This is a genomic window from Arachidicoccus rhizosphaerae (assembly GCF_900107765.1).
Taxonomy (GTDB): domain Bacteria; phylum Bacteroidota; class Bacteroidia; order Chitinophagales; family Chitinophagaceae; genus Arachidicoccus; species Arachidicoccus rhizosphaerae.
The window spans coordinates 173,867-197,997 of sequence record NZ_FNQY01000008.1; the positions used below are offsets into that span (position 1 = coordinate 173,867).

21 protein-coding genes are annotated in these 24,131 nt (G+C 42.0%); 15 read left to right on the top strand and 6 right to left on the bottom strand.

Features of this window, described 5'->3' with window-relative positions; translation table 11 throughout:
- The first annotated feature begins 4 nt into the window (after positions 1-4).
- On the top strand, positions 5-2,446 hold the full coding sequence (locus BLU80_RS08865) for a BamA/TamA family outer membrane protein (protein WP_091396788.1): 2,442 nt from the start codon (positions 5-7) through the stop codon (positions 2,444-2,446).
- A gap of 92 nt (positions 2,447-2,538) precedes the next feature.
- Here the strand turns inward: BLU80_RS08865 and BLU80_RS08870 are convergent, their stop codons facing one another.
- Complete coding sequence (locus BLU80_RS08870) at positions 2,539-3,717, bottom strand: AIR synthase related protein (protein WP_091396791.1); 1,179 nt, start codon at positions 3,715-3,717, stop codon at positions 2,539-2,541.
- A gap of 209 nt (positions 3,718-3,926) precedes the next feature.
- Positions 3,927-4,790, bottom strand: coding sequence for a hypothetical protein (locus tag BLU80_RS08875; protein ID WP_091396794.1), 864 nt, complete (start codon positions 4,788-4,790; stop codon positions 3,927-3,929).
- A 356-nt stretch (positions 4,791-5,146) separates the two neighbouring features.
- Between BLU80_RS08875 and BLU80_RS08880 the strand changes: the two genes are divergently transcribed.
- The 8 genes from BLU80_RS08880 (at position 5,147) to BLU80_RS08915 (ending at position 12,092) form a co-directional block, all read left to right on the top strand.
- A complete protein-coding gene (locus BLU80_RS08880; protein WP_091396797.1) occupies positions 5,147-5,473 on the top strand; it encodes a HesB/IscA family protein in 327 nt (108 codons plus the stop codon).
- A gap of 43 nt (positions 5,474-5,516) precedes the next feature.
- Complete coding sequence (gene sufB, locus BLU80_RS08885; protein WP_091396799.1) at positions 5,517-7,001, top strand: Fe-S cluster assembly protein SufB; 1,485 nt, start codon at positions 5,517-5,519, stop codon at positions 6,999-7,001.
- A gap of 75 nt (positions 7,002-7,076) precedes the next feature.
- The gene (gene sufC, locus BLU80_RS08890; RefSeq protein WP_091396802.1) at positions 7,077-7,826 is read left to right on the top strand and encodes a Fe-S cluster assembly ATPase SufC; all 750 of its coding nucleotides are present in this window, start codon (positions 7,077-7,079) and stop codon (positions 7,824-7,826) included.
- A 194-nt stretch (positions 7,827-8,020) separates the two neighbouring features.
- The gene (gene sufD / locus BLU80_RS08895) at positions 8,021-9,370 is read left to right on the top strand and encodes a Fe-S cluster assembly protein SufD (protein WP_170831187.1); all 1,350 of its coding nucleotides are present in this window, start codon (positions 8,021-8,023) and stop codon (positions 9,368-9,370) included.
- A 140-nt stretch (positions 9,371-9,510) separates the two neighbouring features.
- Complete coding sequence (locus BLU80_RS08900) at positions 9,511-10,746, top strand: SufS family cysteine desulfurase (protein WP_091396806.1); 1,236 nt, start codon at positions 9,511-9,513, stop codon at positions 10,744-10,746.
- An 87-nt stretch (positions 10,747-10,833) separates the two neighbouring features.
- Positions 10,834-11,280 (top strand): SufE family protein, encoded by a 447-nt coding sequence (locus BLU80_RS08905; protein WP_091396809.1) that lies wholly within the window; start codon positions 10,834-10,836, stop codon positions 11,278-11,280.
- Between the two features lie 30 nt (positions 11,281-11,310).
- Complete coding sequence (locus BLU80_RS08910; protein ID WP_091396812.1) at positions 11,311-11,625, top strand: iron-sulfur cluster assembly protein; 315 nt, start codon at positions 11,311-11,313, stop codon at positions 11,623-11,625.
- Between the two features lie 20 nt (positions 11,626-11,645).
- Positions 11,646-12,092 carry a hypothetical protein gene (locus BLU80_RS08915; protein WP_091396815.1) on the top strand — a complete coding sequence of 149 codons (447 nt, stop codon included), beginning with the start codon at positions 11,646-11,648 and terminating at the stop codon, positions 12,090-12,092.
- Between the two features lie 23 nt (positions 12,093-12,115).
- Here BLU80_RS08915 and BLU80_RS08920 read toward each other — a convergent pair whose 3' ends face one another.
- Positions 12,116-12,688, bottom strand: coding sequence for a DUF1990 family protein (locus tag BLU80_RS08920; RefSeq protein WP_211481801.1), 573 nt, complete (start codon positions 12,686-12,688; stop codon positions 12,116-12,118).
- A gap of 739 nt (positions 12,689-13,427) precedes the next feature.
- Here BLU80_RS08920 and BLU80_RS08925 point away from each other — a divergent pair.
- The 4 genes from BLU80_RS08925 (at position 13,428) to BLU80_RS08940 (ending at position 17,681) form a co-directional block, all read left to right on the top strand.
- Positions 13,428-14,465 (top strand): LacI family DNA-binding transcriptional regulator, encoded by a 1,038-nt coding sequence (locus BLU80_RS08925; protein ID WP_091396819.1) that lies wholly within the window; start codon positions 13,428-13,430, stop codon positions 14,463-14,465.
- 9 nt (positions 14,466-14,474) lie between these two features.
- Positions 14,475-15,653, top strand: coding sequence for a galactokinase (locus BLU80_RS08930; RefSeq protein WP_091396821.1), 1,179 nt, complete (start codon positions 14,475-14,477; stop codon positions 15,651-15,653).
- Between the two features lie 126 nt (positions 15,654-15,779).
- Positions 15,780-17,462, top strand: a complete 1,683-nt coding sequence (locus BLU80_RS08935) for a sodium:solute symporter family protein (RefSeq protein WP_091396825.1) — start codon at positions 15,780-15,782, stop codon at positions 17,460-17,462.
- A gap of 12 nt (positions 17,463-17,474) precedes the next feature.
- Positions 17,475-17,681, top strand: coding sequence for a hypothetical protein (locus tag BLU80_RS08940; protein ID WP_091396828.1), 207 nt, complete (start codon positions 17,475-17,477; stop codon positions 17,679-17,681).
- Positions 17,682-17,779: 98 nt separating this feature from the next.
- On the opposite strand, the gene BLU80_RS08945 is transcribed toward BLU80_RS08940, so the two are convergent.
- From BLU80_RS08945 to BLU80_RS08955, 3 genes are all read right to left on the bottom strand, one after another.
- Positions 17,780-18,295, bottom strand: a complete 516-nt coding sequence (locus BLU80_RS08945; protein WP_091396830.1) for a hypothetical protein — start codon at positions 18,293-18,295, stop codon at positions 17,780-17,782.
- A gap of 181 nt (positions 18,296-18,476) precedes the next feature.
- Complete coding sequence (locus tag BLU80_RS08950) at positions 18,477-19,709, bottom strand: nucleoside recognition domain-containing protein (protein WP_091396833.1); 1,233 nt, start codon at positions 19,707-19,709, stop codon at positions 18,477-18,479.
- A 100-nt stretch (positions 19,710-19,809) separates the two neighbouring features.
- Complete coding sequence (locus BLU80_RS08955; RefSeq protein ID WP_091396837.1) at positions 19,810-20,064, bottom strand: hypothetical protein; 255 nt, start codon at positions 20,062-20,064, stop codon at positions 19,810-19,812.
- Between the two features lie 1,049 nt (positions 20,065-21,113).
- Between BLU80_RS08955 and pfkA the strand changes: the two genes are divergently transcribed.
- Together pfkA and pyk are read left to right on the top strand one after the other, a co-directional pair.
- Positions 21,114-22,097, top strand: coding sequence for a 6-phosphofructokinase (gene pfkA / locus BLU80_RS08965; protein ID WP_091396843.1), 984 nt, complete (start codon positions 21,114-21,116; stop codon positions 22,095-22,097).
- A gap of 135 nt (positions 22,098-22,232) precedes the next feature.
- Positions 22,233-23,732 carry a pyruvate kinase gene (pyk, locus tag BLU80_RS08970; protein ID WP_091396847.1) on the top strand — a complete coding sequence of 500 codons (1,500 nt, stop codon included), beginning with the start codon at positions 22,233-22,235 and terminating at the stop codon, positions 23,730-23,732.
- Positions 23,733-24,131 lie beyond the last annotated feature (399 nt).

Consider the following 24,131-nt stretch of genomic DNA (forward strand, 5'->3'; position numbering starts at 1 on the left):
ATCTATGCAAATTAAGTATTCAACTCATATTAACAGAACGGTCCAGTTATGGCTGGTCGTAATCATGCTGGGGTTGAATAGCTGTGTTACGGTAAAAAATCCACCCGAAGGGGAGCCTTTTGTTTTCGATTCAAAAATAGAATTAAAAAGCGATAATATCTCCAAGGAAGAAGCCAAACTGCTAAAGACAAATCTGGCGGAGTTCTGGGTGGACAGTCTGCGCTCGCCTAAAGTTCAGAAGTATTTTGTGGCCTATAAGATCGTTTCTCCGCCTGTTTTTGATACCGCCAACCTCAGTAAGTCCATTCAGTTTATGGATAGTTATATGAACTCTGAAGGGTATTATCAGGCTATTTTTAAAGATAGTGTACGGGTGGACAGCTTGTCTGCTCCCGGGCAGAAAAGGGTAACGGTAACCATGTATGTGGATCCGAATAAAGCCATGATTATAGACTCCCTGGGCTATGGGCTGGCAGATACGGCGCTGGAGCGGATTGCGCTGGAGAAAAAAGCAGCTTCGGCTATCGTCGCACATAAAACTAAGTTTACAAAAGATAATGTGGCTGCGGAACTGGACAGGCTGGTGACGGATTACCGGAATCTGGGTTATTACCGGATTTCCCGCAACAACCTGATTGCAGAGACAGATACCACAGATGCGGCGCTCTTAAAGCTGACGCTGGATCCTTTTGAACAAGCCATTAAAATGGCGCAGGCGGCTGCCAGGAATAAGGAAAACCCAACGGCCGTGGTGATTATTAAAGAACGGCCACCGGAGGATACCACCCTGGTTCGTTCCAGAGCCCGGGATTTTATCCGGTATAAGGTAGGACACATCAATTTTTTCCCTGAAACCGGCGCTACGGAAATACCGGATTCAATTTTAAATAATTTAGGGCAATACACCGACGTATATGAGACCCGCAGCAAGCATATCTCCGTGTATGGCAAAGAAGGCAAGTTTGTGCCAAGGCCGATGCTCAATCATTTATACATGCGGCAGGGGGATTATTACAGCGATACCAGTTTTTATAAAACTATTAATAATCTGAGTTCCATAGGAGCCTGGCAACAAGTGGATTACAGAAATGATCTGCATGGAGATTCCGTGGACATGAATTTCTTTTTAGTACCGGCCATTAAACAAAATGTGACCGTTGATTTAGAAAGTTCCTGGAATACAGGAGATTTTGTGTCCTCCTCCAATATGTTTGGTCTGGCATTGAACCTGACCCATAGAAACAGAAATGTCTGGAAAAGAGCCATTCAATCCCTGACCAATTTAAGAACCGGTGTGGAACTGAACTTAACCAGATCCAATAGTTATTCCGACCGCTTGCTGCAAACCCTGCAGGTGGCAGGCTCTCATTCTTATTCTTTTCCCAGATTTATCACCCCCTGGCAAATAAGAAGCCGTAATCTGGATGCCATTAGGACCGTTGTTTCCGTTAATGGCAGCTATACGGATCGAAAGGATTATTTCCAGTTCAGGTCTTTTGTGACCAACTGGGGCTATGAATGGAAAAAAGGCAATTCCTCCTGGCAGTACCGGCCCATTAATTTTGAACTTTATTCCCTGGATAAGATGGAAGGGTTGATTCAGGCAATGGAATACAACCCCTATTTGAAAAATGCCTTTAATACCGGTACGGTCATCAGTCAGCAACTTAATTATAATATCAGCTATCCTAACAAAAGGTTTACAGGCAATAACTATTTTAGAGTGGGCCTGGAAGAGTCCGGCACTTTATTCGGATTGATTCCGGCCTTAAAAGATCAGATATACCGGTATTTTAGGGTAGAGGGAGAATATATCAAGCATTTTGATTTTGTTAAAACGCAGCTGGCTCTGCGCGGCTTTGCCGGCATAGGAATTAATTATAATGGGAATAAGGATAATAAATACGGGGGCGGACTGCCCTTTTATAAACAGTTTATTGCTGGCGGACCCAATAGTATGCGCGCCTGGGGGCTCAGGCAACTGGGGTTAGGCTCTAATCTGCAAAGTGATACATCCAGTTCTTTCAGAGACCGTTATGGGGATATGCAGCTGGAAGTAAACCTGGAATATCGATATCCCTTATTTTCCATAGGCGGTGTGAAGTTTAACGGCGCATTTTTTACGGATATCGGTAATATCTGGAACATACGAAAGGATGAGAATCTTCCGGATGCAGAATTCAGCATCGGAAGGTTAGGACGGGATATTGCCATAGCCATGGGTACCGGCCTTAGAATGGACTTTAATTTTGTCGTCATCCGCGTGGACTTTGGCCTTAAATTAAAAGACCCTGCCAGAATCTCCAATGACGGCTGGATGAGCATTAAAAACTTCACCTGGCGTAATAATGAATTTGCAGGAGAAGTGGCCAATAACCCGATTACCAATAAACCGCTGGTCCGCAATAACTATGGCATACAGTTAGGCATCGGATTGCCGTTCTAAGGTTTTTGTGCTATTAGTAATACCTATTCAAACTAAAATGCTGATAAAGAATTCTTTATCAGCATTTTAGTTTGAATAGGCAGTGTCCTCTTTTAATAATTATAGGTTACCCAGCCGGAGGGAGCCTTTAAATGCAGGCTTTTCTGGTCAGAAGCTTCGGTGTATCCGACAATTTTAGCCTCGATACCTAACGATGCTGCCAGATTAATCATGGAATCTGCGGCCTGTTTATCTGTGAAGATCTCCAAACGGTGACCCATATTAAAGACCTGGTACATTTCCTGATCATCTGCTCCGGAGTTCTGGCGAATCAGCTCAAAAATAGGCGGAACGGCAAATAAGTTATCTTTTACAATTTTCAGGTTACCGGGTAAATACTTCATGCATTTGGTCTGTCCGCCGCCGCTGCAGTGAATAGCGCCTTTGATGTCCTCAAAATGCTGTTCTAATAATAATTTCATGAGCGGAGCGTAAGTTCTGGTCGGGGACAGCAGCAGTTTGCCGGCCGGAATCTGACCAAAGCCCTCAATGTTGATTAAATCAGTAACTTTTTGATTGCCAATATATACCACTTCTTTATTTAACAGAGGCTCAAAAGTTTCAGGATATTTTTCAGCGTAATATTTACTTAATACATCATGGCGGGCACTGGTAAGTCCGTTTGATCCCAGGCCGCTGTTGTAGCTGTCCTCATAGACGGCCTTGCCGGAGGAGCCAAAACCAACGATTACCTGTCCCGGGCCAATTTTTTCATTACTGATGACCTTTGTTTTAGGGAGTCTGGCACTCATGGTACCGTTTACGGCAATCGTTCTGGCCACATCCCCTACGTCGGCGGTTTCACCTCCTAAATAATGAATATGAACACCATAGGATTTTAACTGATTGAAAAAGTCCTGGTTGCCTTTTATAATATGCTGCAGTACTTCACCGGGAATCAGCGTTTTATTACGGTCAATGGTAGAGGAAAACAGGATATTATCATAAATGCCTACGCAAAGTAAGTCATCCAGATTCATGGCTACAGCGTCTTTAGAGATACCTTCCCATACACTTAGGTCGCCGGTTTCCTTCCAGTATAAATAGGCCAGGATACTCTTGGTGCCTGCCCCATCGGCATGCATGATATTGATGTATTGATCATCACCGCCAAGATAATCCGGATACATTTTACAGAATGCATATGGAAACAGGCCCTGATCCAGATCCTGGATGGCCTGGTGTACTTCTTCTTTCTGGGCAGATACGCCGCGCTGGGAATATAGACTCATAGGCTGCAAAAATAATCGTATTTATCGGCACTTGAAAGTTTAACCGGTTCTTTTTGAAAGATTGTCAGAGATAATGGCAAAAACCGGGACTTTAGTCAAAAAGAAAGGGGATCCGTCAAATATTTTTAAAGACTTAAAAATACTTCACGTTCCCCCATTGAAAGCAAACTTCTTTATAGTAATGCAATATCGGCGATGACCAATTTGCCTTAGCTCATTGACTCATTGTTAGCCAAAGTCGTCACTGCGGATGCTTTTGCTGCCTGTACAGGTTCAGTAATTAACTGATGATTGGACAGTTGAGCGGTATAAGAACTCTTGGTTGGTACGGAGTCCTTATTGGGCTTATCTGTCGTATCCTTTTTAGGCAGGGTAGTGGTATCCTGATAAAATCCAGCTGCGTTGGACTGAGGAGCTACCATGGCTAAGGCCAGGCTGGTGGAGCTGGTGTCTTTTGTCGTAGTGTCCTTGGGATCGGTAGTTGTATCCTGATAGAAAGCTACGTTTGACTGAGGAGCCAACAGGGCAAAAGCCAGGCTCGTGGAGCTGGTGTCTTTTGTCGTAGTGTCCTTAGGATCAGTAGTTGTATCCTGATAGAACGCTGCGTTTGACTGAGGAGCCAACAGGGCAAAAGCCAGGCTCGTGGAGCTGGTGTCTTTTGTCGTAGTGTCCTTAGGATCAGTGGTGGTATCCTGATAGAAAGCTACGTTTGACTGAGGAGCCAGCAGGGCAAAAGCCAGGCTCGTGGAGCTAGTATCTTTTGTGGTGGTATCCTTAGGATTTGTAGTGGTATCCTGGTAAAATCCGGTTGCATTATACTGCACCATTGCCAATGAAGAGGTAGTATCCTTTGGTAAAGTTGTCGTGTCTTTAGCCGGATCTGTCGTATCCCGTAATATGGTCATGGCAGTTGCCTGCAATGCGCTGGTTGAAGGTGCTTTTACAGTGTCTTTAGGAACGGTAATCGTATCCTGAGCAGGTAAACTGTCTTTTCCTGGAATCGTGTCCTGTGCGAAGCTTGTAGAGGCTAACAGCAATGCCGCTGCTGCCATAGTAAGATGATTGAATTTCATAACTAAGTGTTTTTTTATAGGTTAATAATCCACTTTGTTCTTTCAGATATTATGCCGAACTAAAACTTCTGTTGTTAAAAATATGATAATGATAGAATTTATTGAAAATCAGTTAAAAAATGTCAAATTATATAAAAATAATAATTGTTGAGGCTCAATTGTAATTGGATAATAAATTTTGTTAATCTATTATTAAATAAACGGAATAAAAGACCTTTTTGTCTGATTTGTAATCCCCGCAAACTTTACCAAATTAATACATTCATTTAGGTGATTAATCAATTTCTCTTTGTACCTTTGCACATCGAAAGAGCAGGTGCGGAAACTAAACAGATCTGCTCAAAAAAGGAGGAATTATGATTACCGTTTCTGATGCAGCAAAAGCCTATATTGATAAGTTGCAAGGTGAACAACCTGATAATAAGGGAAAGTTTATCCGTGTAGGTGTAAGAGGGGGGGGCTGTTCCGGTTTGGAATATCAGCTGGAATTTGACAGCGATCAAAGACCGGATGACCAGGTTTTTGAAGATAAAGGCATTACCGTTCTGGTAGATCGAAAAAGCCTGCTTTATTTATTCGGGACAGAGCTGGATTATTCGGGTGGACTGAATGGTAAAGGGCTGTTTTTTAATAACCCGAATGCGACCAGAACCTGCAGCTGCGGTGAAAGTTTCGCAGTTTAATAGTTAAGTTTAAGCGTATCATATATAAAATTTTTATATCGTAATGGCAAATAAGGAAAAAGATGAGGATATATTAGAACAGATATCCAATCAGGAATATGAGTTCGGTTTTACCACCGATATCGAAATGGATGTTTTGCCTGCCGGATTAAATGAGGATGTCATCCGTTTTATTTCCCAGAAGAAAAATGAACCTGAATGGCTGCTGGAGTGGCGCCTGAAAGGCTTACATACATTTGAGCGTCAGGCAATGCCGAACTGGCAAAACTTCGAGATGCCGGAAGTTGATTTTCAGGCCATCTCTTATTATGCTGCTCCCAAAAATAAAAAAAAGCTGGGTAGCATGGACGAGGTAGATCCTGAACTGCTGGCTACTTTTGAAAAGTTAGGTATTCCTCTCAATGAACAAAAAATACTGGCCGGCGTAGAAGAATTAGAGGGAGAAAAACCTCAGGTAGCCGTTGACGCCGTATTTGACAGCGTCTCTGTAGCGACGACCTTTAAGGCAGAGCTGAGCAAGCTGGGCATTATATTTTCTTCCATCAGTGAAGCCGTGCAAACCCACCCGGAATTAGTACGTAAGTACCTGGGAACGGTAGTCCCTTATTCTGATAATAAGTTTGCTTCTCTGAATACGGCCGCTTTCTCAGACGGATCATTTGTATATATTCCAAAAGGTGTACGTTGCCCAATGGAACTCTCCACTTATTTCAGGATCAATACTGAGAATACCGGGCAGTTCGAGAGAACTTTAATCATTGCAGATGAGGGGGCTTATGTGAGCTATCTGGAAGGTTGTACAGCACCTAAAAGAGATGAAAATCAGTTGCATGCTGCGATAGTAGAATTGATTGCCATGGATAATGCAGAAATCAAATATTCTACCGTACAGAACTGGTTCCCGGGAGATAAAGAAGGCAAAGGCGGTATTTATAATTTTGTGACCAAAAGAGGTGCCTGCAGAGGCAAGAACTCCAAGATCTCCTGGACACAGGTGGAAACCGGTTCGGCCATCACCTGGAAATACCCGAGCGTTATTTTGCAGGGCGATAACTCTGTGGGAGAATTTTATTCCGTAGCTGTAACCAAGAATAAACAGATTGCAGATACAGGGACTAAGATTTATCATTTAGGAAAAAATACCCGCAGCCGTATTATCTCTAAAGGAATCTCTGCAGGATTCGGGCAAAATAGTTATCGTGGCTTGGTACAGGTAGGGCCAAAGGCAGACAATGCCCGTAATTTTACGCAGTGCGATTCTTTGTTAATCGGTGATCTGTGTGGCGCCCATACTTTCCCTTATATCGAATCCAAAAACAATACAGCGACTATTGAACACGAAGCAACGACGTCTAAAATCGGTGAAGATCAGATCTTCTACCTGAATCAAAGAGGTATTGATACGGAACAGGCCGTGGCGCTTATTGTCAATGGGTATGCCAGGGAAGTACTGAATCAGTTACCTATGGAGTTCGCTGTGGAAGCCCAGAAATTACTGAGTCTCACACTGGAAGGCAGTGTCGGTTAATAGTTTAACCTTCCACTCTCTTTCAGATTAATATTATACATTTTACAGAATATTTAAACATAGCAGCATCATATAATGTTAAACATTAAAAATCTATTCGCATCTGTTGAAGATAAACAAATATTAAAAGGGATTAACCTGGAGGTAGGAGCTGGTGAAGTTCACGCCATTATGGGACCCAATGGTTCAGGTAAGAGTTCGCTGGCCTCCGTGCTGGCGGGCCGTGAAAACTATGAAGTTACTGGTGGTACTGTTACCTTGGATGGCAAGGATTTACTGGATCTTTCTCCTGAAGACAGAGCAAGAGAAGGCGTGTTTTTGGCTTTCCAGTATCCTGTGGAAATCCCGGGAGTTTCCAATATCAACTTTTTAAAGACGGCTTTAAATGAAATCCGTGCCTACCATGGCAAAGCGCCGCTGGATGCCAAGACCTTCCTGCAGCTCACCAAGGAAAAGCAGAAATTAGTGGAGTTTGATGCCAAACTGGTCAACCGCTCCCTAAATGAAGGGTTCTCCGGCGGAGAAAAGAAACGCAATGAAATCCTGCAACTCGCAATGCTGGAACCTAAACTGGCCATTTTGGATGAAACGGATTCCGGTTTGGATATCGATGCACTGCGTATTGTTGCAAACGGTGTAAATAAATTACGTGCCAAAGACAATGCCTTTGTATTGATTACCCACTATCAGCGTTTGCTGGAATATATTGTACCGGACTTTGTCCATGTACTCTATAATGGTCGTATCGTTAAATCAGGTGGCAAGGAACTGGCACTTGAATTAGAGGAAAAAGGATACGACTGGATCAAAGAAGAAAATAAGTAATTTATATAAGTCGGCCTCCGCTAAGCATCCGGATTGATTGCAAGGCAGAGCTGACAGGTATTAATAAGGAACCGGATCAAGGTAACAAGTGGATAATCTCATATTTCTTTCATCAGAAGGAAAGCTTGGAATAGCTGCCATTTGGCAGCCATTAGATGATTACCGCTTGTTACGCTATAAATAACTCAAATAGTATGTCTCAACAAGTAGTCGAAAATTCTAATTCTTTATCCTTGAAAGATAGTCTGGTTAAGGAATTTGGATTGACATATTCAAAAAATCAGGCAAGTGAACCTGAAGCGCTTCTTCAGAAAAGAGAAGCGGCCCTGGCGGCCTTCCAGCAGGCAGGGATCCCTACGACCAAAAATGAAGAATGGCGCTTTACCAATCTGGCACCTTTTTTAAAGGATAGCTACCAGATGCAACCAACCGGATGTTTAAGCCGGGAGCAGATAGAACAGGCGATTACCTCGGCTCAGGTGAAGGACTTAAATGCTTATCGTCTGGTGCTGGTCAATGGCGTCATTGATTTTAGTTTTAGCAATCTTCCTGAAAATAAACAGGGCTGGACACTGCAGTCAGTGGCTGAGTTAAAGGCAGCCCCCGCTTTTGCTGCAGTGCTGAATGCCAGTTTGCCCATCGAAAAATATCCATTTGCAGCCATCAATACGGCTTGCTTTACAGACGGGTTTTATCTGGAACTCAACCGTGATTTTAGTTTGGATAAACCCCTGCAGATTATTCACGTTTACGGAGATCAGGAAAACCTGTTTTTGCAGCCCAGAAACATCATTCAGGTAAACCGTGGTGCATCTGCTGAAGTATTGGAATCCAGTGTACTGGTAACAGGGCAGCTTTTATTTGTCAATGGTGTAACGGAGATCCAGGTCGAGGAGAATGCGCATTTTAAACATGCTCATTTTCAGGTAGGAGAGCAACAGGAACGCTGGATTATGCATACACAGGTGCGTCAGTTAAGGGATAGCCGCTATGACAACTACACCCTTACCTTGCCTCATGCTGACCTGGTTCGCAATAACCTGAATGTTATTCTGGATGGCCCGAATACGGAAACTCATTTATATGGCTTATATATGGTCGAGGATAAGCACCTGGTAGACAATCACTCCCTGGTAGATCACCGTCATCCCAATTGTATGAGTAACCAGCTTTATAAAGGCGTTATACTGGATGGTGGCAAAGGTGTATTCAATGGTAAGATCTATGTACACCGCCCGGCCCAGAAGACCAACGCCTTCCAGCAGAATAATAATCTGCTGTTCAGCCCGAACGGCACCATTAATTCCAAGCCACAGCTGGAGATTTATGCGGATGATGTTAAATGTAGTCACGGTAGCACCGTCGGCCAGTTTGATGAAGAAGCGTTATTTTATCTCCGTTCACGTGGGATCGGGGCAGAAACCGCGCATAGCCTGATGGTGACCGCCTTTGCCTTTGATGTGACTAATAAAATTGAAAATGAAGCCTTACGAGCTCATATAGAGCATCTGATCGAAAAAACGATATCTGCTGCTCAGGCATAACGGGACGTACTTTCTAGCTTGAAAGGGCGTTTAATAAAGAGCCGGGAGTAAAACGCTTCCCGGCTCTTTTGCAAAGAGCTGTCCCGTAATTTTATAGTACCTTTGTTATATCCGATTTATCTAATCTTTGAACATATAAGATGTCTACGATACTCTCCTCATCAGAAATAAAAGAACTCCGCCGGGATTTTCCAATATTGAATCAAAAAGTCTATGGTCATCCCCTGGTTTACCTGGACAATGCAGCGACTACGCAAAAACCCAGTCAGGTATTAGAAGTACTGGACAATTATTATAAGGGCTTTAATGCGAATGTCCACAGAGGCGTGCATCATTTAAGTCAGGTGGCGACGGACGCTTATGAAGAGGCCAGAAAGACCGTTGCCGATTACATTGATGCAGGGGAGGATCATGAAGTTATTTTTACCAGAGGCACCACAGAGGGCATCAATCTGGTAGCCAGCTGTTTTGGTAAGGCGTTTTTAAAGCCGGGCGACAGCGTTGTTATTACGGCCATGGAACATCACTCCAATATTGTTCCCTGGCAGATGATCTGTGAAGAGAAAGGCGCTACCCTGAAAGTTATTCCTTTTGATGAAAACGGGGTGCTTCAGTTAGATAAGCTGGACAGTTTACTGGATGACTCGGTACGAATCCTTGCCTTTACTTATGTGTCCAATTCTCTGGCAACGGTAAACCCGGTCAAGGAAATCATAGCCGCAGCACATAATAAAAATATTCCCGTACTGCTGGATGCAGCGCAGGCGGTGCAGCATATGGCTGTTTCCGTAAGAGAACTGGATGTAGATTTTATGGTGTTTTCAGGCCATAAGATTTATGGTCCTACCGGCATAGGTATTTTGTATGGTAAAAGGGAATGGCTGGATAAATTACCTCCTTATCAGGGTGGTGGCGATATGATCAAAACCGTAACGCTGGAAAAAACCATTTATAACGAACTGCCTTTTAAATTTGAGGCGGGTACACCGGATATTGCAGGTGCCATTGGACTGGCTGCCGCATTAAAATATGTAAATTCCATAGGACTTGGCCGGATCCATGACACCGAGGCGGCACTGATGGATTATGCGATGGAGCAGTTACAGAAAGTGGATCAGCTCCGAATGATCGGACAGGCAAAAAACAGATCCGGGGCTATTTCTTTTTTACTAGGGTCAGCTCATCCCTTTGATACGGGAGAACTATTGGATAAACAGGGAATTGCCGTTAGGACCGGACACCACTGCTGTCAGCCTGTAATGGATATCTTCGGTATTCCGGGAACGGTGAGGGCCTCCTTTGCTTTTTATAATACCGCCGGGGAAATTGATGCCCTGGTCGCCGGTTTACAAAGAGCAGCCAGGATTTTATTATAACAACAAAGGGTAGATATAATGCCTGGATAAGCGGTGAAAACTAAAAATGGCATAAAGAGCAATATAGATTTAAAGCGATAACAACAAATGGCAACAGAGCATATCAGTAATCAGACTATAGAGGAAGCGCAGCAGGAAATAATAGATGAGTTCGCGTTTTTAACCGACTGGATGGATAAATATGAAATGATTATCCAGATGGGTAAGGAACTGCCCGCCATTGATGAAAAATACAAAGTTCCGGAGAACCTGATTAAGGGTTGTCAGTCGCAGGTATGGTTACACGCCGATTTTAAAGAAGGCAAGCTTATTTTTACAGCAGATAGTGATGCCTTGATTACGAAGGGACTGGTGGCGCTGGTGGTCAGCGTACTGTCCGGCCATACGCCTAAAGAAATAATCGCCAGTGACCTGCATTTTGTGGATGATATAGGTCTCAAAAGTCATCTTTCACCCACAAGATCCAACGGGTTACTATCCATGTTAAAGCAAATCAAGCATTATGCGATTGCTTTTAATACTTTACAACATTAAAATTAGTTATTAACTGAAAAATAAACAGTTATGTCAAACGATATTACACTAAGAGACCAGATTGAAGATACGCTGAGAACGGTATATGACCCGGAAATCCCCTGCAATATTATGGAACTGGGGCTGGTATATAAAATTGAGATGAAAGAGGACAATGTGGTGTTTATTACCATGACACTGACGGCGCCTAATTGCCCGGTGGCCGGCGACATCGTCAATGAAGTTCAGCAGAAGGTCCAGGATATTCAAGGCGTAAAAGAAGCGCATATTCAACTGACCTTTGATCCGGCCTGGGACAAGGATATGATGAGTGACGAGGCTAAACTGGAACTTGGTTTTATGTAAATTAACTTTAAGCACAGCTCTTGAATAAGGCACTCTTTTTAATATTTATTGTGGTATTTGGGTTATATATACCCTTTAGCCGTACTCCGGACTTTTTTGACGGCCTGAAAACGCCCGCTACCATTCATTTTAAAGCGGATAGCGCAAGTCATAAACTCATGCCTTTTGCCGATTTTAGCTTAAACGGTCAGACCTCTTACAGCGTATCCGCCGATTATATTTTTCGGTCTTTCAAAGAAGGTCAGAAAGTTCAGGTGATTTATGAAAATGCCAATCCCGCTGAAGGCGCAATTTATAGCTGGTGGGGATACTGGATTACCTGGAAAGAACTGTTATTTTGTATTATTGGATATATTGTACTGTTCCAGGCTGCTAAGTCGATTGTCAATCAGCCGGCTCAGGAGGCTATGGATGAACTCCGTGATTATGAGAAAAAACCCAAGATCAGAAAATCCAGGTATAAATAATTACCCGTTTGCGTGATTTTTAATTATTGTAACGCTATTTGTCTTTTTACATTTTTTAAAGCAGCGTTTGTACAATAGTGTTGGTAGGGTATGGAAAAGATGGGACCTAGTATTCTTGTTAAAAGGGTCGCCGGCCTGGAAAAGGTATGAATTTTAAAAATCAATTGTTGATCCTTATTTTGTTCTACCGTAAAGCTAGATATTCCTTTTTCAACGTGACCGTCCAGGGTTTGATAGCTAAAACCTTTTTTTAAGGGCAGATCTATGATTTCCTTAATACGTACGCCAAATATAATTTTTTGAGAGAGTCGTTTAATGGGAGGAAGGTAAACCTGTTGCAAAATGGTGTCGCCTGGCTGCATCGTCCGATTTTCTGTATGCCATTCACTCAGAAAGGACATAATGTTTTCAGGAAAAATATGATAGTCAAATAAAAAATCAAGATTTATTTTTTCAATGGAAAAGGGCGTATCAAGATAGGTGGTAGATATCTTTTCCACTAATCTATTGGAATCATACGCCATTATATTTTTGGTCTTTAATCGTTCAAGAATGGACTTGAAACCTGGCTGTTGATTCTTTAAATAGATGTTCATAAATAAAAGTTTTGATCCTGCTGACTATTTTGTTATGCTTGCGTAGTACAATAGCGGATTAAAATTAAGGGTTTCCTTATAGTTAATTCTAATTTTTTCAGAGGGGAAGTCTCCCAGATGAGGCCCTTAATGATGGATATTTGTACCCGGCAGTAATAGGTATTATCATCCGGTCTTAACTGCGGAAACTGACCGTCATTATTTTTATTATAGTCAATACACAGGTTACTGGCAGGGGCTGAATTAAACTACGCGTATGCAATATATCTGTACGGCTCCGCAGTTTTGTGAAACTTCGTATCAAAGTCCAGGTTTTTAGCAGCGCAAGAGGTCCTGCCGCATAACATGATCCCAATGAAGGAAAGAACCATCCTACATTTCCTAAGCCGATACTTATTGTTTGTTTGTTTGGGTGCTGTTTCCGTTACAATAAGATATCGGGAAGGTTTCCGTAACTTTAACAACAGCCCCTACTCCAAAGTTTAAAAGTTAAAATATCAATAAAGAATGTTGCTTTTTATAAATTATGGGATAACCAACGTAAGGATGTTATTCGGAAGGACACTTGTTTTGTGATTTAAGCCTGAAGTATTTACCCGCATTAATTTATATCTTGCTGATACACAATAGGTATTAGAGTGATTAACTGTCTTTTTGCTATTTTTTAATTTTTTTTCAATCAATTCTTAAATTATTTAATAATTCTCCATTATCTTAGCCAACGTAAACGTTTGCATAAGTGAATAAAAAAATAACAATAACTGATTTAGCTGAGCTTCTGGGCACAACACCCGGAACCGTTTCACGTGCCCTGAATAACCATCCGGCTATCAGTGATGCCATGAAAAAGAAAGTGCATGCGCTAGCCGATAAAATGCACTATAAGCGCAATCAAATTGCTTCTTCCTTACGGTTAGGCAAGTCTTATACCATCGGCGTGCTGATTCCCAGTGCCGACATTAACTTTTTTGGTTCTGTCGTGCATGGGATAGAAAGCGTGGCCAATGAAAATGGTTATCGCACCCTGCTATTTCAGACCAATGAAGGTTATAAGTCTGAAATGGAAGGGCTGGAAGCGCTTTTGTCTGCGCATGTGGATGGTGTTCTGGTTTCCATTGCTAAAGAAACCAAGGATTACGGACACTTTACAGCCGCCAGGGATATCGGTATGCCACTAGTCTTTTTTGACAGAGCAAAGGAAGGGCTGGATATATCCTCTGTTGTCATTGATGACTTTAACGGCGCTTTCCTGGCTACTGAGCATTTAATTGAACAAGGATTTAAAAAAATAGCCCACATTGCAGGGCAACAACATATTAAAGCCTTCCATGACCGCTTCAACGGTTATAAGGCTGCACTGAAAAAACATAAGCTTCCTTTTAAAAAGCAATGGATATTTGACGGAGACGTCTCCATCAACTCCGGCAAACAGGCGATAGACCATTTTTTTAAACAAAAGGAAAGACCAGACGCGGTCTTTGCTGTTGAGGACTATTCTGCCCTGGGCGCCTTAAAGGAACTTAAAAACAGAAAAGTTCCGGTACCGCAGGAATTTGGAGTCTTTGGTTTTGCCAATGAATTATTTGCAGAGCATTTAACACCGAGTCTGTCTTCGGTGGATCAGCAAACCGTCATGATGGGAAAAGAGGCGATGAGTCTTCTTTTATCCATTATAGATGCCAAGAAAGGTCAACCTGCCTGCAAGAGTATCATTTTAAACCCTTTATTATATACAAGGGAATCCTCTCAAAGATTATCCAATCATCAAAGCATATAAGTTAAACAAATGCATCCCATTATCAACACAATTCAACAAAAATTTGAACAGACTTTTTCCGAAAAACCTCTGATTGTCAGAGCTCCCGGAAGAGTTAACCTAATCGGAGAACATACCGATTATAATGACGGCTTTGTACTGCCGGCCGCTATTAACAAGGCCATTTATTTAGGAGTCTCTAAAAGAGCTGATGACCAGATTCATCTGGTATCCATCGATTTAAATGAGTCATTTACAGGCACCGTCAATAAACTGGAAAAGACCGCGCCGCACTGGACCCTATATATTCTGGGAGTGGTGGAGCAATTTCAAAAAGCAGGTAAAACCGTGGGCGGTTTTAATCTGGTGTTTTCCGGAGATATTCCGCTGGGCGCCGGCCTCTCTTCGAGTGCCGCACTGGAGTGTGGTGTCGCTTTTGGTTTAAATGAACTCTTTTCACTTGGACTGGATAGAGTTACCATGGTAAAAATGGCACAGGCAGCAGAAAATGAATTTGTAGGCGTAAAGTGCGGTATTATGGATCAGTTTGCATCTATGATGGGGCACAAAAACTCAGTGATACAGCTAGATTGCCGTTCTTTGGATTATACCTATAATCCTATTGAGATGGACGGTATTGAAATTGTTTTATTTGACAGTTGTGTCAGCCATTCTTTGGCCTCTTCTGAATACAATACACGTCGCAGCCAGTGCGAGCAAGGGGTAAAACTGATTCAGGAAAAATATCCTGAAGTTAAAAATCTAAGAGATGCCACACAGCAGATGCTGGATGAACTGGTAAAAGATCAGGATCCGGTCGTGTACCGCAGATGTCGCTATGTGGTGCAGGAAAACAGACGGCTTTTGGAAGGTTGTGAAGATCTGAAAAGAGGCGATGTGGCCGCTTTCGGTAAAAAGATGTTTGCTACCCATGAAGGGCTGAGCAAAAATTATGAGGTAAGTTGTCCGGAACTGGATTTTCTGATTGACTGTGTGAAAGATCAGCCTGCCGTACTTGGTGCCCGTATGATGGGCGGCGGATTTGGCGGCTGTACCATTAACCTGGTTAAAAAGGACGCTATCCCGCAGTTAATTGAGGACGTATCTGCTAAATATGAAGCCCGGACCGGTAAAAAGCCGAAAGTCTATGTGGCCGAGACAGAAGCAGGAGTGGATATAGTGCATGAAAATGAGGCTGCTACTGCTTAATCCATAAATAATAAGCCTTTAATGGCGCTTTATTAAATACATTTTCACCTTAATTAATAAATCAAAATCTAAAAGCAGTGGATGGAGGTCTTTTGCAAAGAAATCTGTCTTCTAAAACTCTAAAAAATGAATTTACATTTAAATCTGATCGATGGTTTGGTCATTTTTACCTATTTTATTTTTGTGCTTGGCATCGGTTATGTGCTGAAGCGAAAAATGAAAACTTCCAATGACTTTCTGATGAGTGGTCGCTCCATTCCTATGTGGGTGGCTTCTCTGGCTTTTATTTCTGCGAATTTAGGCGCACAGGAAGTATTGGGTATGGCTGCCTCCGGGGCCAAATACGGCCTTTTTACCACTCACTTTTACTGGCTGGGTGCAGCTATCGCCATGGTGTTTCTGGGGATTTTTATGATGCCATTTTATTATGGCAGTAAAGCCCGAAGTGTTCCGGAATACCTGGCACTTCGTTATGATGAGAAAACCAGGGGCTTTAATGCCATCACCTTTGCCATTATGACGATTTTTTCCTCTGGTATATCTTTATATGCACTGGCTATCTTACTGGAAGCAATGCTGAGTTGGAGTTTCAGCTCCTCCATCATTGTGGCTTCCATTATCGTTCTGGGGTATACTTACCTGGGAGGGCTTACCTCAGCGGTATATAATGAAGTGTTGCAGTTCTTTTTAATTGTCCTTGGAATTGCACCTTTGGTGTATATCGGCCTGCATAATGTAGGCGGCTGGGAAGGCATCAAACATAGTCTGGAAGGAACCAATTTGCTGCATGTCTGGAAAGGCATGGGCAGTGCAACGACCAACCCGCTGGGGACTAATGCCGGTTCTCTAATTTTCGGGCTGGGCTTTGTGCTTGCCTTTGGTTATTGGTGTACAGACTTTTTGGTGGTACAAAGAGCCATGGTAACCAAAAATATCAATGATGCGCAGATGACCCCCATCTATGCGGCTATCCCCAAGATCTTTATGCCACTGATTGTTATCCTGCCGGGTATTATTGCGCTTGTGCTCATGAAAACGGATCCGAGCTATACGATCCCGCTGGCTAAAAACGGAGGCGGTTATGATTATAATATGACGCTTCCATCCTTATTGCAGCATTTTTATCCCAACGGTTTACTAGGGGTAGGGCTTACCGCCTTAATCGCTTCTTTCATGAGTGGTATGGCGGGTAACGTAACGGCCTTTAATACGGTATTTACCTTTGATATTTATCAGTCTTATATTAAAAAAGGCGCTTCCGATCAGCATTATCTGAATGTCGGTAAAGCAGTTACTGTATTTGGTATTGCGGCTTCCGTGGCAACAGCTTATCTGGCCAGGAGCTTTGATAATATCATGGACTTTTTGCAGTTGGTATTTGGATTTATCAACGCTCCTTTATTTGCGACATTCTTCCTGGGCATGTTCTGGAAGAAAGCCACGGCCAATGGTGCTTTTTATGGTCTGATCAGTGGGACCATGGCAGCGGCTGCCACACACGGCCTGACCATAGCAGAAGGAAAAGGCGGCTGGTTATCCCATATGCTGGGAACTCAGCCTCTTTATGAATATGGTTCATCCATGGGGCAGAATTTTAATATTGCATCCGTTGCGTTTATTGTCTGCTTTTTGGTAACCTGGTTGATCAGCCTTTGTACAGAGCGTCGCAAAGAATCAGAATTGGTAGGGTTGGTTTATTCGCTGACCGAGAGACAAAAAACCGGCCATTATGTCTGGTATAAGAGCCCGGTCATTGTCGGGTCTCTGGTTGTTATCGCTACCATTATCTTTAATATCATCTTCTACTAAACTTATTTAATTATGGAAAACAATAGTATAGATCTTCGCTCAGTGATCGGTTGGTTTTTTATTATCATCAGCATTTTGCTGCTGATTGCCTCTTTTACAACTGCGGGCGGAAGTGAAGTCAACCGGATAACCGGCGTAGTATTTTTGATTTTCGGCCTTATTATGTATGGTTTATCCAGGACTGGTAAGAAAAAGGCCAAGGATTCAGCTGCCCGGTAAACAAGCAGCTGTTCAGTTCCCATAAAAAGGTCCGCCGCTTCAAATTCATTGAAGCGGCGGACCTTTTTTGCTGTAAATATATTGTATAAGGACGGACTCTATTTTAAATTAAAGACACGTTTAACTTCATTGAAGTCTTCTTTATTGACGTTTTTATTAGCCTGGTATAAAGAGCTTGGGATAGAAACTACCTTAACCACAATATTGGGGTTGCTAAATTTAGGAGCCTGATTGGAATTACCAGTATATTTCAGTGCAGTCAAAACGACATAACCGCCTTGGTTATCTGTACCTGCTTGACCCAGAAAATCAAAGGTATTACCGCTGGCATCCGTTCTTTGAAGGCTAGGCGCTAATTCATAAGAAATACCGTTGTCAAATGAATAATAAACCCAGACCGCGCCCTGGTCGGTAATGGAAGCTGTAATTTCTGTCATATCAAAGGTAACTTCGTAACCACTGACTACTGAAGAAGTCTGCCAATCCGAATTCTTAACTTCAAATACAGTGGTTAAAGCTTGTGCATCAACAACTGTATTATTATCCTTGCTACAGCTGAAAAATACTAAACTGGCACATAAAATTGCCGCGATGGAAAATAAAGTCCTTTTCATAAATGTGTTATTTAATGGTTTATAAACGGGTTTAAAATTTAGTTAATAATATCCCGGCCGGTCAGTTCCTGCAAGGACGATAAATCAGGGCATTAATCATGCCTAAATTCCTGATTATCTTGATTTCTAAGCCTTCCGTCGATAATCCTTTGGATGTAATTTATTTACAAAAGATTAATCGTTAGTGAAAAAAAATATAACCGATGATGATGGCACCGATAACGCCTAAAATATCTGCTGCCAGTCCGACCCAGACAGCATATCTGACCTTTTTAATACCCACACTGCCAAAATAGAGGGCAATTATATAAAAAGTAGTATCAGCTGAGCCGTTAAAAGTACAAGCCAGTTTACCTACAAAACTATCGGGTCCGAAGGTCTGCATGGTATCAATCATCAGCCCTCTGGCACCACTGCCGCTAAAAGGCTTCATAATGGCTACCGGCAAAGAGGGCACAAAATCGGTATTGAAGCCCATTGCATGAATCAGATAACCAATGCCGTCGGTAAGATACCCCAGCGCGCCACAGTCCCTGAATACCCGGATTGCTACCAGCATTCCGACCAGGTAGGGAATGATTTTTACCACAATCACCCAGCCTTCTTTTGCGCCATCAATGAACGTGTCAAAAACGGACACTTTTTTATAGGCTCCGGCAACAATAATTAAAATTATTACAAGTAAAAGAACCAGACTGCCGGCAATTTTACTAAATATCTCTTTACCCGCTGCACTCATGGTCCCGACTCCGATAAGAAGACCGACAATAATGGCAAAAATGGCAAGAAGCCAGCCCACCAGGACAAAATCCCATTTAATTTTCTGTTTAAAACCGGTAATCAGAATCGCCATAAGGGTGGTAAAGACGGTTCCTAATACACAGGGTATAAAAATACTGGCGGCTTCATGCGAACCAGCGGCCAGTCTATAGGCGATAATGGAAAGCGGGATTAATGTGAGGCCGCTGGTATGGAGTACCAAAAACATGATCTGCGCATTGCTGGCCTGCTCTTTTTGGGGATTGAGTTGCTGGAGACTTTCCATGGCTTTAAGTCCGAAAGGAGTAGCCGCATTATCCAGTCCCAGCATATTGGCCGAAAAATTCATGACCATTTCTCCCATGGCCGGATGATTTTGCGGCACTTCCGGAAAAAGGCGCCTCATGAATGGATTGAGTATTTTAGCAAGTTTGGCAATTGCTCCAGCCTTTTCCGCGATTTTCATCAGTCCTAAAAAGAATACCATGGTACCGGCTAAAGGGAATGCCACCTGTGTAACGGAAGTGGTGGCACTGTCAAAAATACCGTCTGTGAGTGTTTTAAATATCTCGACATCTCCAAGAAAGAAAAATTTAATCAATGCAATCACAAATGCAATGACAAAAAAGGCGATCCAGACGATATTTAAAGCCATATGCTAACGGATTATATAATTCAGGTCTGTAAAAAAGTGATGTGTTGGTCAATTGATGATTCCATGGTCAGCTCATCAGTTTGCACTCAGGATGGTTGCATTACTTCTTTTCTTTTTTCTTGACGTAATTTTTTCGCAACTGATTGCCATTGATAAGAATGCCGATAACGAAGATCGCCAAAACTAAAAAGAATTTATCGGAATACCGGGTTCCTTCATGGAAATAAAATTCAAGAATTGCGCCAATGATGCATATCAGAAGTGCCAGCCAGCAATATACATTACTGTTGACTACTTTCTCAAACTGCTGTTTGAGATCCCTGGATGTGCCGGATGAAGTATCTAAAGAGTCCATTATTTAAATAATAGTTAGATGTGCTAAAGTAATATAAATTTACACAGGTATAGCATTCTGGAATAGTAATATTAAGAAGCTTTTTGCTGAGCCATCCATTTTTTTTGAGATCTACGATACCAAAATAGGGTAATGAATACCCCGGCCAGATAAATACCTTCCTGTAAATAAAAGGACAGATCTTTATAGCCTAATTTAAATTCAAAAAAATGATAGGTAAATTTAAAAGTAAATAACCAAATTAAAATTCGTGCAAATGATATTTGATTTTGAAACTTCAACTTTACTTATTTTATCGATTATTACTATTGTTCAGTTTTACCCATTTAAAATGAATGGTGCAACTTTTGTTTGCCATTTAGCTGGCTAAGATGTGAGACCGTTTCAATAAGCCCCGCCCCCAAAATAGCCAGCCAGCAGTAGTTCTCTCGTCCCGCATGATCATTGACTAATTTACCCGAGTTCATGCAAAAATAGAAGGCAAATCAGTGGGGCAACTGCCCAGGCCCCCCTGCTTTTACCTTACGCAAGTGTTCTTGTCTAATAATGAGTCCCGTAAAACTGTCAGGTCATTCCATTATTTAATTTGCATCAAGGCTCATAAAGGAATACTATTTACTCAAAAATAAGCAATTTATTGAATTTTAACGCTTTAATCCTTTCAAAACCTCCAGGAGACTATCTTTACATAAGAAGAAATGAATAGGCGCCTCTGCTTGTGGGCATAAAAAGTATAACGACGGCCTGTTATCTAATGTTTAATACCTTTGCTTACTCATCATATTCTAATAATTCTTCGTATCTTTTGCCCTCAAATATTTTGTGATAGACAGACTGGTGAAAGACTACACGATAGTGGGTCATAGCGCTGGCAGACAACTGCCTTAAATAATCGGAACAAGCAGGTGCAAATTCGCTGAAACGCTTTATTAACAAGTGTTAGGCAAAAAAATTAAAGTAAGGTTTTCGGAAAATTATATTCCTTTTTGTACTTTCGCTGCTTGTTGGAAAATTAGCGCAAACGTTACCATATATTACAATTTTTTAAAATGTCTAAAAAAGTAAGTAAAATAGCGATTCTGACTTCCGGTGGAGATGCACCCGGAATGAATGCCACCATTAGGGCGGTTGTACGTACCGGAGTGTATATGGGGCTGGAAGTGTATGGTGTCATGCGCGGTTATAGCGGAATGATGGAAGATGATATCTTCCCGATGGGTTCTAAAACAGTTGCAAATATCATTCAAAGAGGCGGAACTATCTTAAAATCAGCTCGCTGTAGAGAATTTTATACAGAAGACGGCCGACGTCAGGCCTATGCCAACCTTAAAAAAAGAGGTATTGACGGCCTGGTGGTTATTGGCGGTGACGGAAGTTTCACGGGCGCCATGAAATTGCAAAATGAGTTTGGCTTACCGGTTATAGGTTTGCCCGGCACGATTGACAAAGATTTATACGGAACAGATTTTACGATTGGTTTTGATACCGCATGTAATACAGCCGTACAGGCCATTGATAAAATCCGTGATACGGCAGATGCCCATGATCGTTTATTTATCGTCGAGGTAATGGGACGTCATGCAGGGTATATCGCTTTACATAGCGGTATTGCAACGGGTGCAGAAACGATCCTGATTCCGGAAGCTGCTACCAATATTGAGGATGTGATTGCTTCCTTATCCGAAAAGGAAAAGAGAAAGAAACTGGTTAATATTATAGTAGTCGCGGAAGGAGATGCATTTGGAGGAGCCAATGAGGTTGCCAAAATTGTTCGTGAAAGACTGCCAAACTTTGATACTAAGGTGTCTATCTTAGGCCATATTCAAAGAGGAGGTTCACCCACCTGTATTGACCGCCTGGTAGCTAGCAGGATGGGGTACCACGCAGTGGAAGCTTTATTGGAAGGTAAATCCAATGTGATGGTAGGTATTATCAATAATGAGATTGTGTATACCCCACTTGAAGTGGCCATCCGCGAGAAGGATTCGGTAGATGAGAACTGGTTACGTATTGTGAAAATACTGGCTAGCTAATAATAGAGAAACAGACATCAAGGCGCAGCATTATACTGCGCCTTGATGCTTGCAATCCATTTTTAGTTCGGAGTAATTGCTCCCTGGAAATGGATTGCAGGCATATTTTTTAATGACAAAAACAAATGGTGAAAAATGTCTAAAAACGTAGAGAAATATTTACACAAGGAAATGGATGCAGAAGCTGGGATTTTACACAATGTTCATAGAACCAAAATCGTGGCTACTGTCGGACCTGCATGCGAAAAATACGACCAGCTGCTGGGACTCGTAAAAGCCGGGGTAAATGTTTTTCGTTTGAACTTCTCTCATGGCAGCCATGAAAATAAGGCAGAAATTATTGACAATATCCGTAAAATCAACAAGAAAGAGCCTTATAATGTGGCCATTCTGGGTGATTTACAGGGACCAAAACTGCGTGTAGGTCAGATTGAAAACAATAAACTGACCATCGTTCCAGGAGATATACTGACTTTTACCTCTACTGAGAAAGTGGTGGGTACCAAGGAAAAAATTTATGTTTCTTATCCCAATTTACACAATGACGTCAGTGTAGGAGAGAAGATCTTAATTGATGATGGTAAACTAGAAGTAGTGGTGACTGATGTGAATAAGACATCAGGTGATGTGAAAGTTCGGGTGACTTATGGTGGGGATCTGCTGCCCAATAAGGGCGTAAACCTGCCTGACACAGAAATTTCCTTGCCAGCTATGACCGAAAAAGATATTACTGATCTGGATTTTATTATAGCTAAACAGTTGGATTGGGTCGCCTTGTCTTTTGTGCGTAAAGCTGAGGACATTGTGGATTTAAAAAGACGCGTAAAAGAACAAAACTCCAAAATCAAGGTGATGGCTAAAATTGAAATGCCATCGGCTATGGATGATCTGCGTAATATTGTGAATGAATCTGATGGCGTAATGGTAGCCAGAGGGGATCTGGGGGTTGAACTTCCGGTTGAAAAGGTGCCTATGGCTCAAAGGGAAATCATTAGAAAATGTATCCACCGTTCTAAGCCGGTAATTGTGGCAACACAGATGATGGAGTCAATGATGGACCGTACCAAACCTAACAGAAGTGAAATTACGGACGTGGCTAATGCCGTACTGGAAGGAACAGATGCTGTGATGCTGAGTGGTGAAACTGCTATGGGTAACCATCCGGTACTGGTGGTGGAAACCATGCGCAAAATTATCATGGAAGTAGAGCGTACGGAATATTATTATGACAGGGAAGAGGATCTGAAAGTTATTGCACATTCTCCAACTATGTTAAGCGATGCGATCTGTTATAACGCCTGTAAAATAGCCTCTGAGGTAAGTGCCAGTGCGTTAATCGGTATGACTCAAAGCGGTTATACCGGATTTAGAATTTCCAGTTACCGTCCTAAAACTCCGCTGTATATCTTTACCAAGGAACAGCAGCTGGTTAACCAATTGAGTCTGAGCTGGGGGGTAAGAGCCTTTTTCTATGATGAAGAGGAGTCGCTGGATGAAATTATCAATGATCAGATTAATATTCTTAAAGAACGTAAATTTATTAAATCGGATGATATAGTTGTTAATACCGGCAGTACACCGGTAGAAAAGCACTTACCGACTAATATTTTGAAAATTACCAAGGTCAGTGACTAATCAAAATGGACGACTAGTACGCTGGGGGTATTAATTGCGTATAAGTCTATAAAGGGTGTTCCTGTAAACTCTTAAAAGGAGTTGCCACATATTAAATATTAAACTAATAAATCCTCTCTTTTTTCCATAAAACGGAATTAAAGAGAGGATTTTTTGTAGACGGGACATAGCAAGACCATCGGAGCTGTTATTTAGCCCGGTTGGATAAGATAAGCGTGCTAATTCTAGGCCGCTGTGCTTTTAATCTGTGCGGCCTGTTGCATTCTTTTGCTGATAATGGATGCGTTTGCTGTAAGGATGCCAAAGAAGATCCAGCAGGTCTCGGTAGACTGGTTCCTGGCTTTGATTTTATTTAAATGATAGTGATTTTTCTCATTGCCAAAACTTCCTTCCAGGACC

What these genes read in the sequence shown, in the direction of transcription:
- sufC (WP_091396802.1), top strand. Translation starts at nt 7,077, where the DNA reads ATGTTAAACATTAAAAATCTATTCGCATCTGTTGAAGATAAACAAATA.
- pfkA (WP_091396843.1), top strand. Translation starts at nt 21,114, where the DNA reads ATGTCTAAAAAAGTAAGTAAAATAGCGATTCTGACTTCCGGTGGAGAT.
- BLU80_RS08910 (WP_091396812.1), top strand. Translation starts at nt 11,311, where the DNA reads ATGTCAAACGATATTACACTAAGAGACCAGATTGAAGATACGCTGAGA.
- sufD (WP_170831187.1), top strand. Translation starts at nt 8,021, where the DNA reads ATGTCTCAACAAGTAGTCGAAAATTCTAATTCTTTATCCTTGAAAGAT.
- BLU80_RS08940 (WP_091396828.1), top strand. Translation starts at nt 17,475, where the DNA reads ATGGAAAACAATAGTATAGATCTTCGCTCAGTGATCGGTTGGTTTTTT.
- BLU80_RS08920 (WP_211481801.1), bottom strand. Translation starts at nt 12,688, where the DNA reads ATGAACATCTATTTAAAGAATCAACAGCCAGGTTTCAAGTCCATTCTT.
- BLU80_RS08945 (WP_091396830.1), bottom strand. Translation starts at nt 18,295, where the DNA reads ATGAAAAGGACTTTATTTTCCATCGCGGCAATTTTATGTGCCAGTTTA.
- pyk (WP_091396847.1), top strand. Translation starts at nt 22,233, where the DNA reads ATGTCTAAAAACGTAGAGAAATATTTACACAAGGAAATGGATGCAGAA.
- BLU80_RS08950 (WP_091396833.1), bottom strand. Translation starts at nt 19,709, where the DNA reads ATGGCTTTAAATATCGTCTGGATCGCCTTTTTTGTCATTGCATTTGTG.
- sufB (WP_091396799.1), top strand. Translation starts at nt 5,517, where the DNA reads ATGGCAAATAAGGAAAAAGATGAGGATATATTAGAACAGATATCCAAT.
- BLU80_RS08935 (WP_091396825.1), top strand. Translation starts at nt 15,780, where the DNA reads ATGAATTTACATTTAAATCTGATCGATGGTTTGGTCATTTTTACCTAT.
- BLU80_RS08880 (WP_091396797.1), top strand. Translation starts at nt 5,147, where the DNA reads ATGATTACCGTTTCTGATGCAGCAAAAGCCTATATTGATAAGTTGCAA.
- BLU80_RS08955 (WP_091396837.1), bottom strand. Translation starts at nt 20,064, where the DNA reads ATGGACTCTTTAGATACTTCATCCGGCACATCCAGGGATCTCAAACAG.
- BLU80_RS08870 (WP_091396791.1), bottom strand. Translation starts at nt 3,717, where the DNA reads ATGAGTCTATATTCCCAGCGCGGCGTATCTGCCCAGAAAGAAGAAGTA.
- BLU80_RS08905 (WP_091396809.1), top strand. Translation starts at nt 10,834, where the DNA reads ATGGCAACAGAGCATATCAGTAATCAGACTATAGAGGAAGCGCAGCAG.
- BLU80_RS08900 (WP_091396806.1), top strand. Translation starts at nt 9,511, where the DNA reads ATGTCTACGATACTCTCCTCATCAGAAATAAAAGAACTCCGCCGGGAT.
- BLU80_RS08875 (WP_091396794.1), bottom strand. Translation starts at nt 4,790, where the DNA reads ATGAAATTCAATCATCTTACTATGGCAGCAGCGGCATTGCTGTTAGCC.
- BLU80_RS08865 (WP_091396788.1), top strand. Translation starts at nt 5, where the DNA reads ATGCAAATTAAGTATTCAACTCATATTAACAGAACGGTCCAGTTATGG.
- BLU80_RS08930 (WP_091396821.1), top strand. Translation starts at nt 14,475, where the DNA reads ATGCATCCCATTATCAACACAATTCAACAAAAATTTGAACAGACTTTT.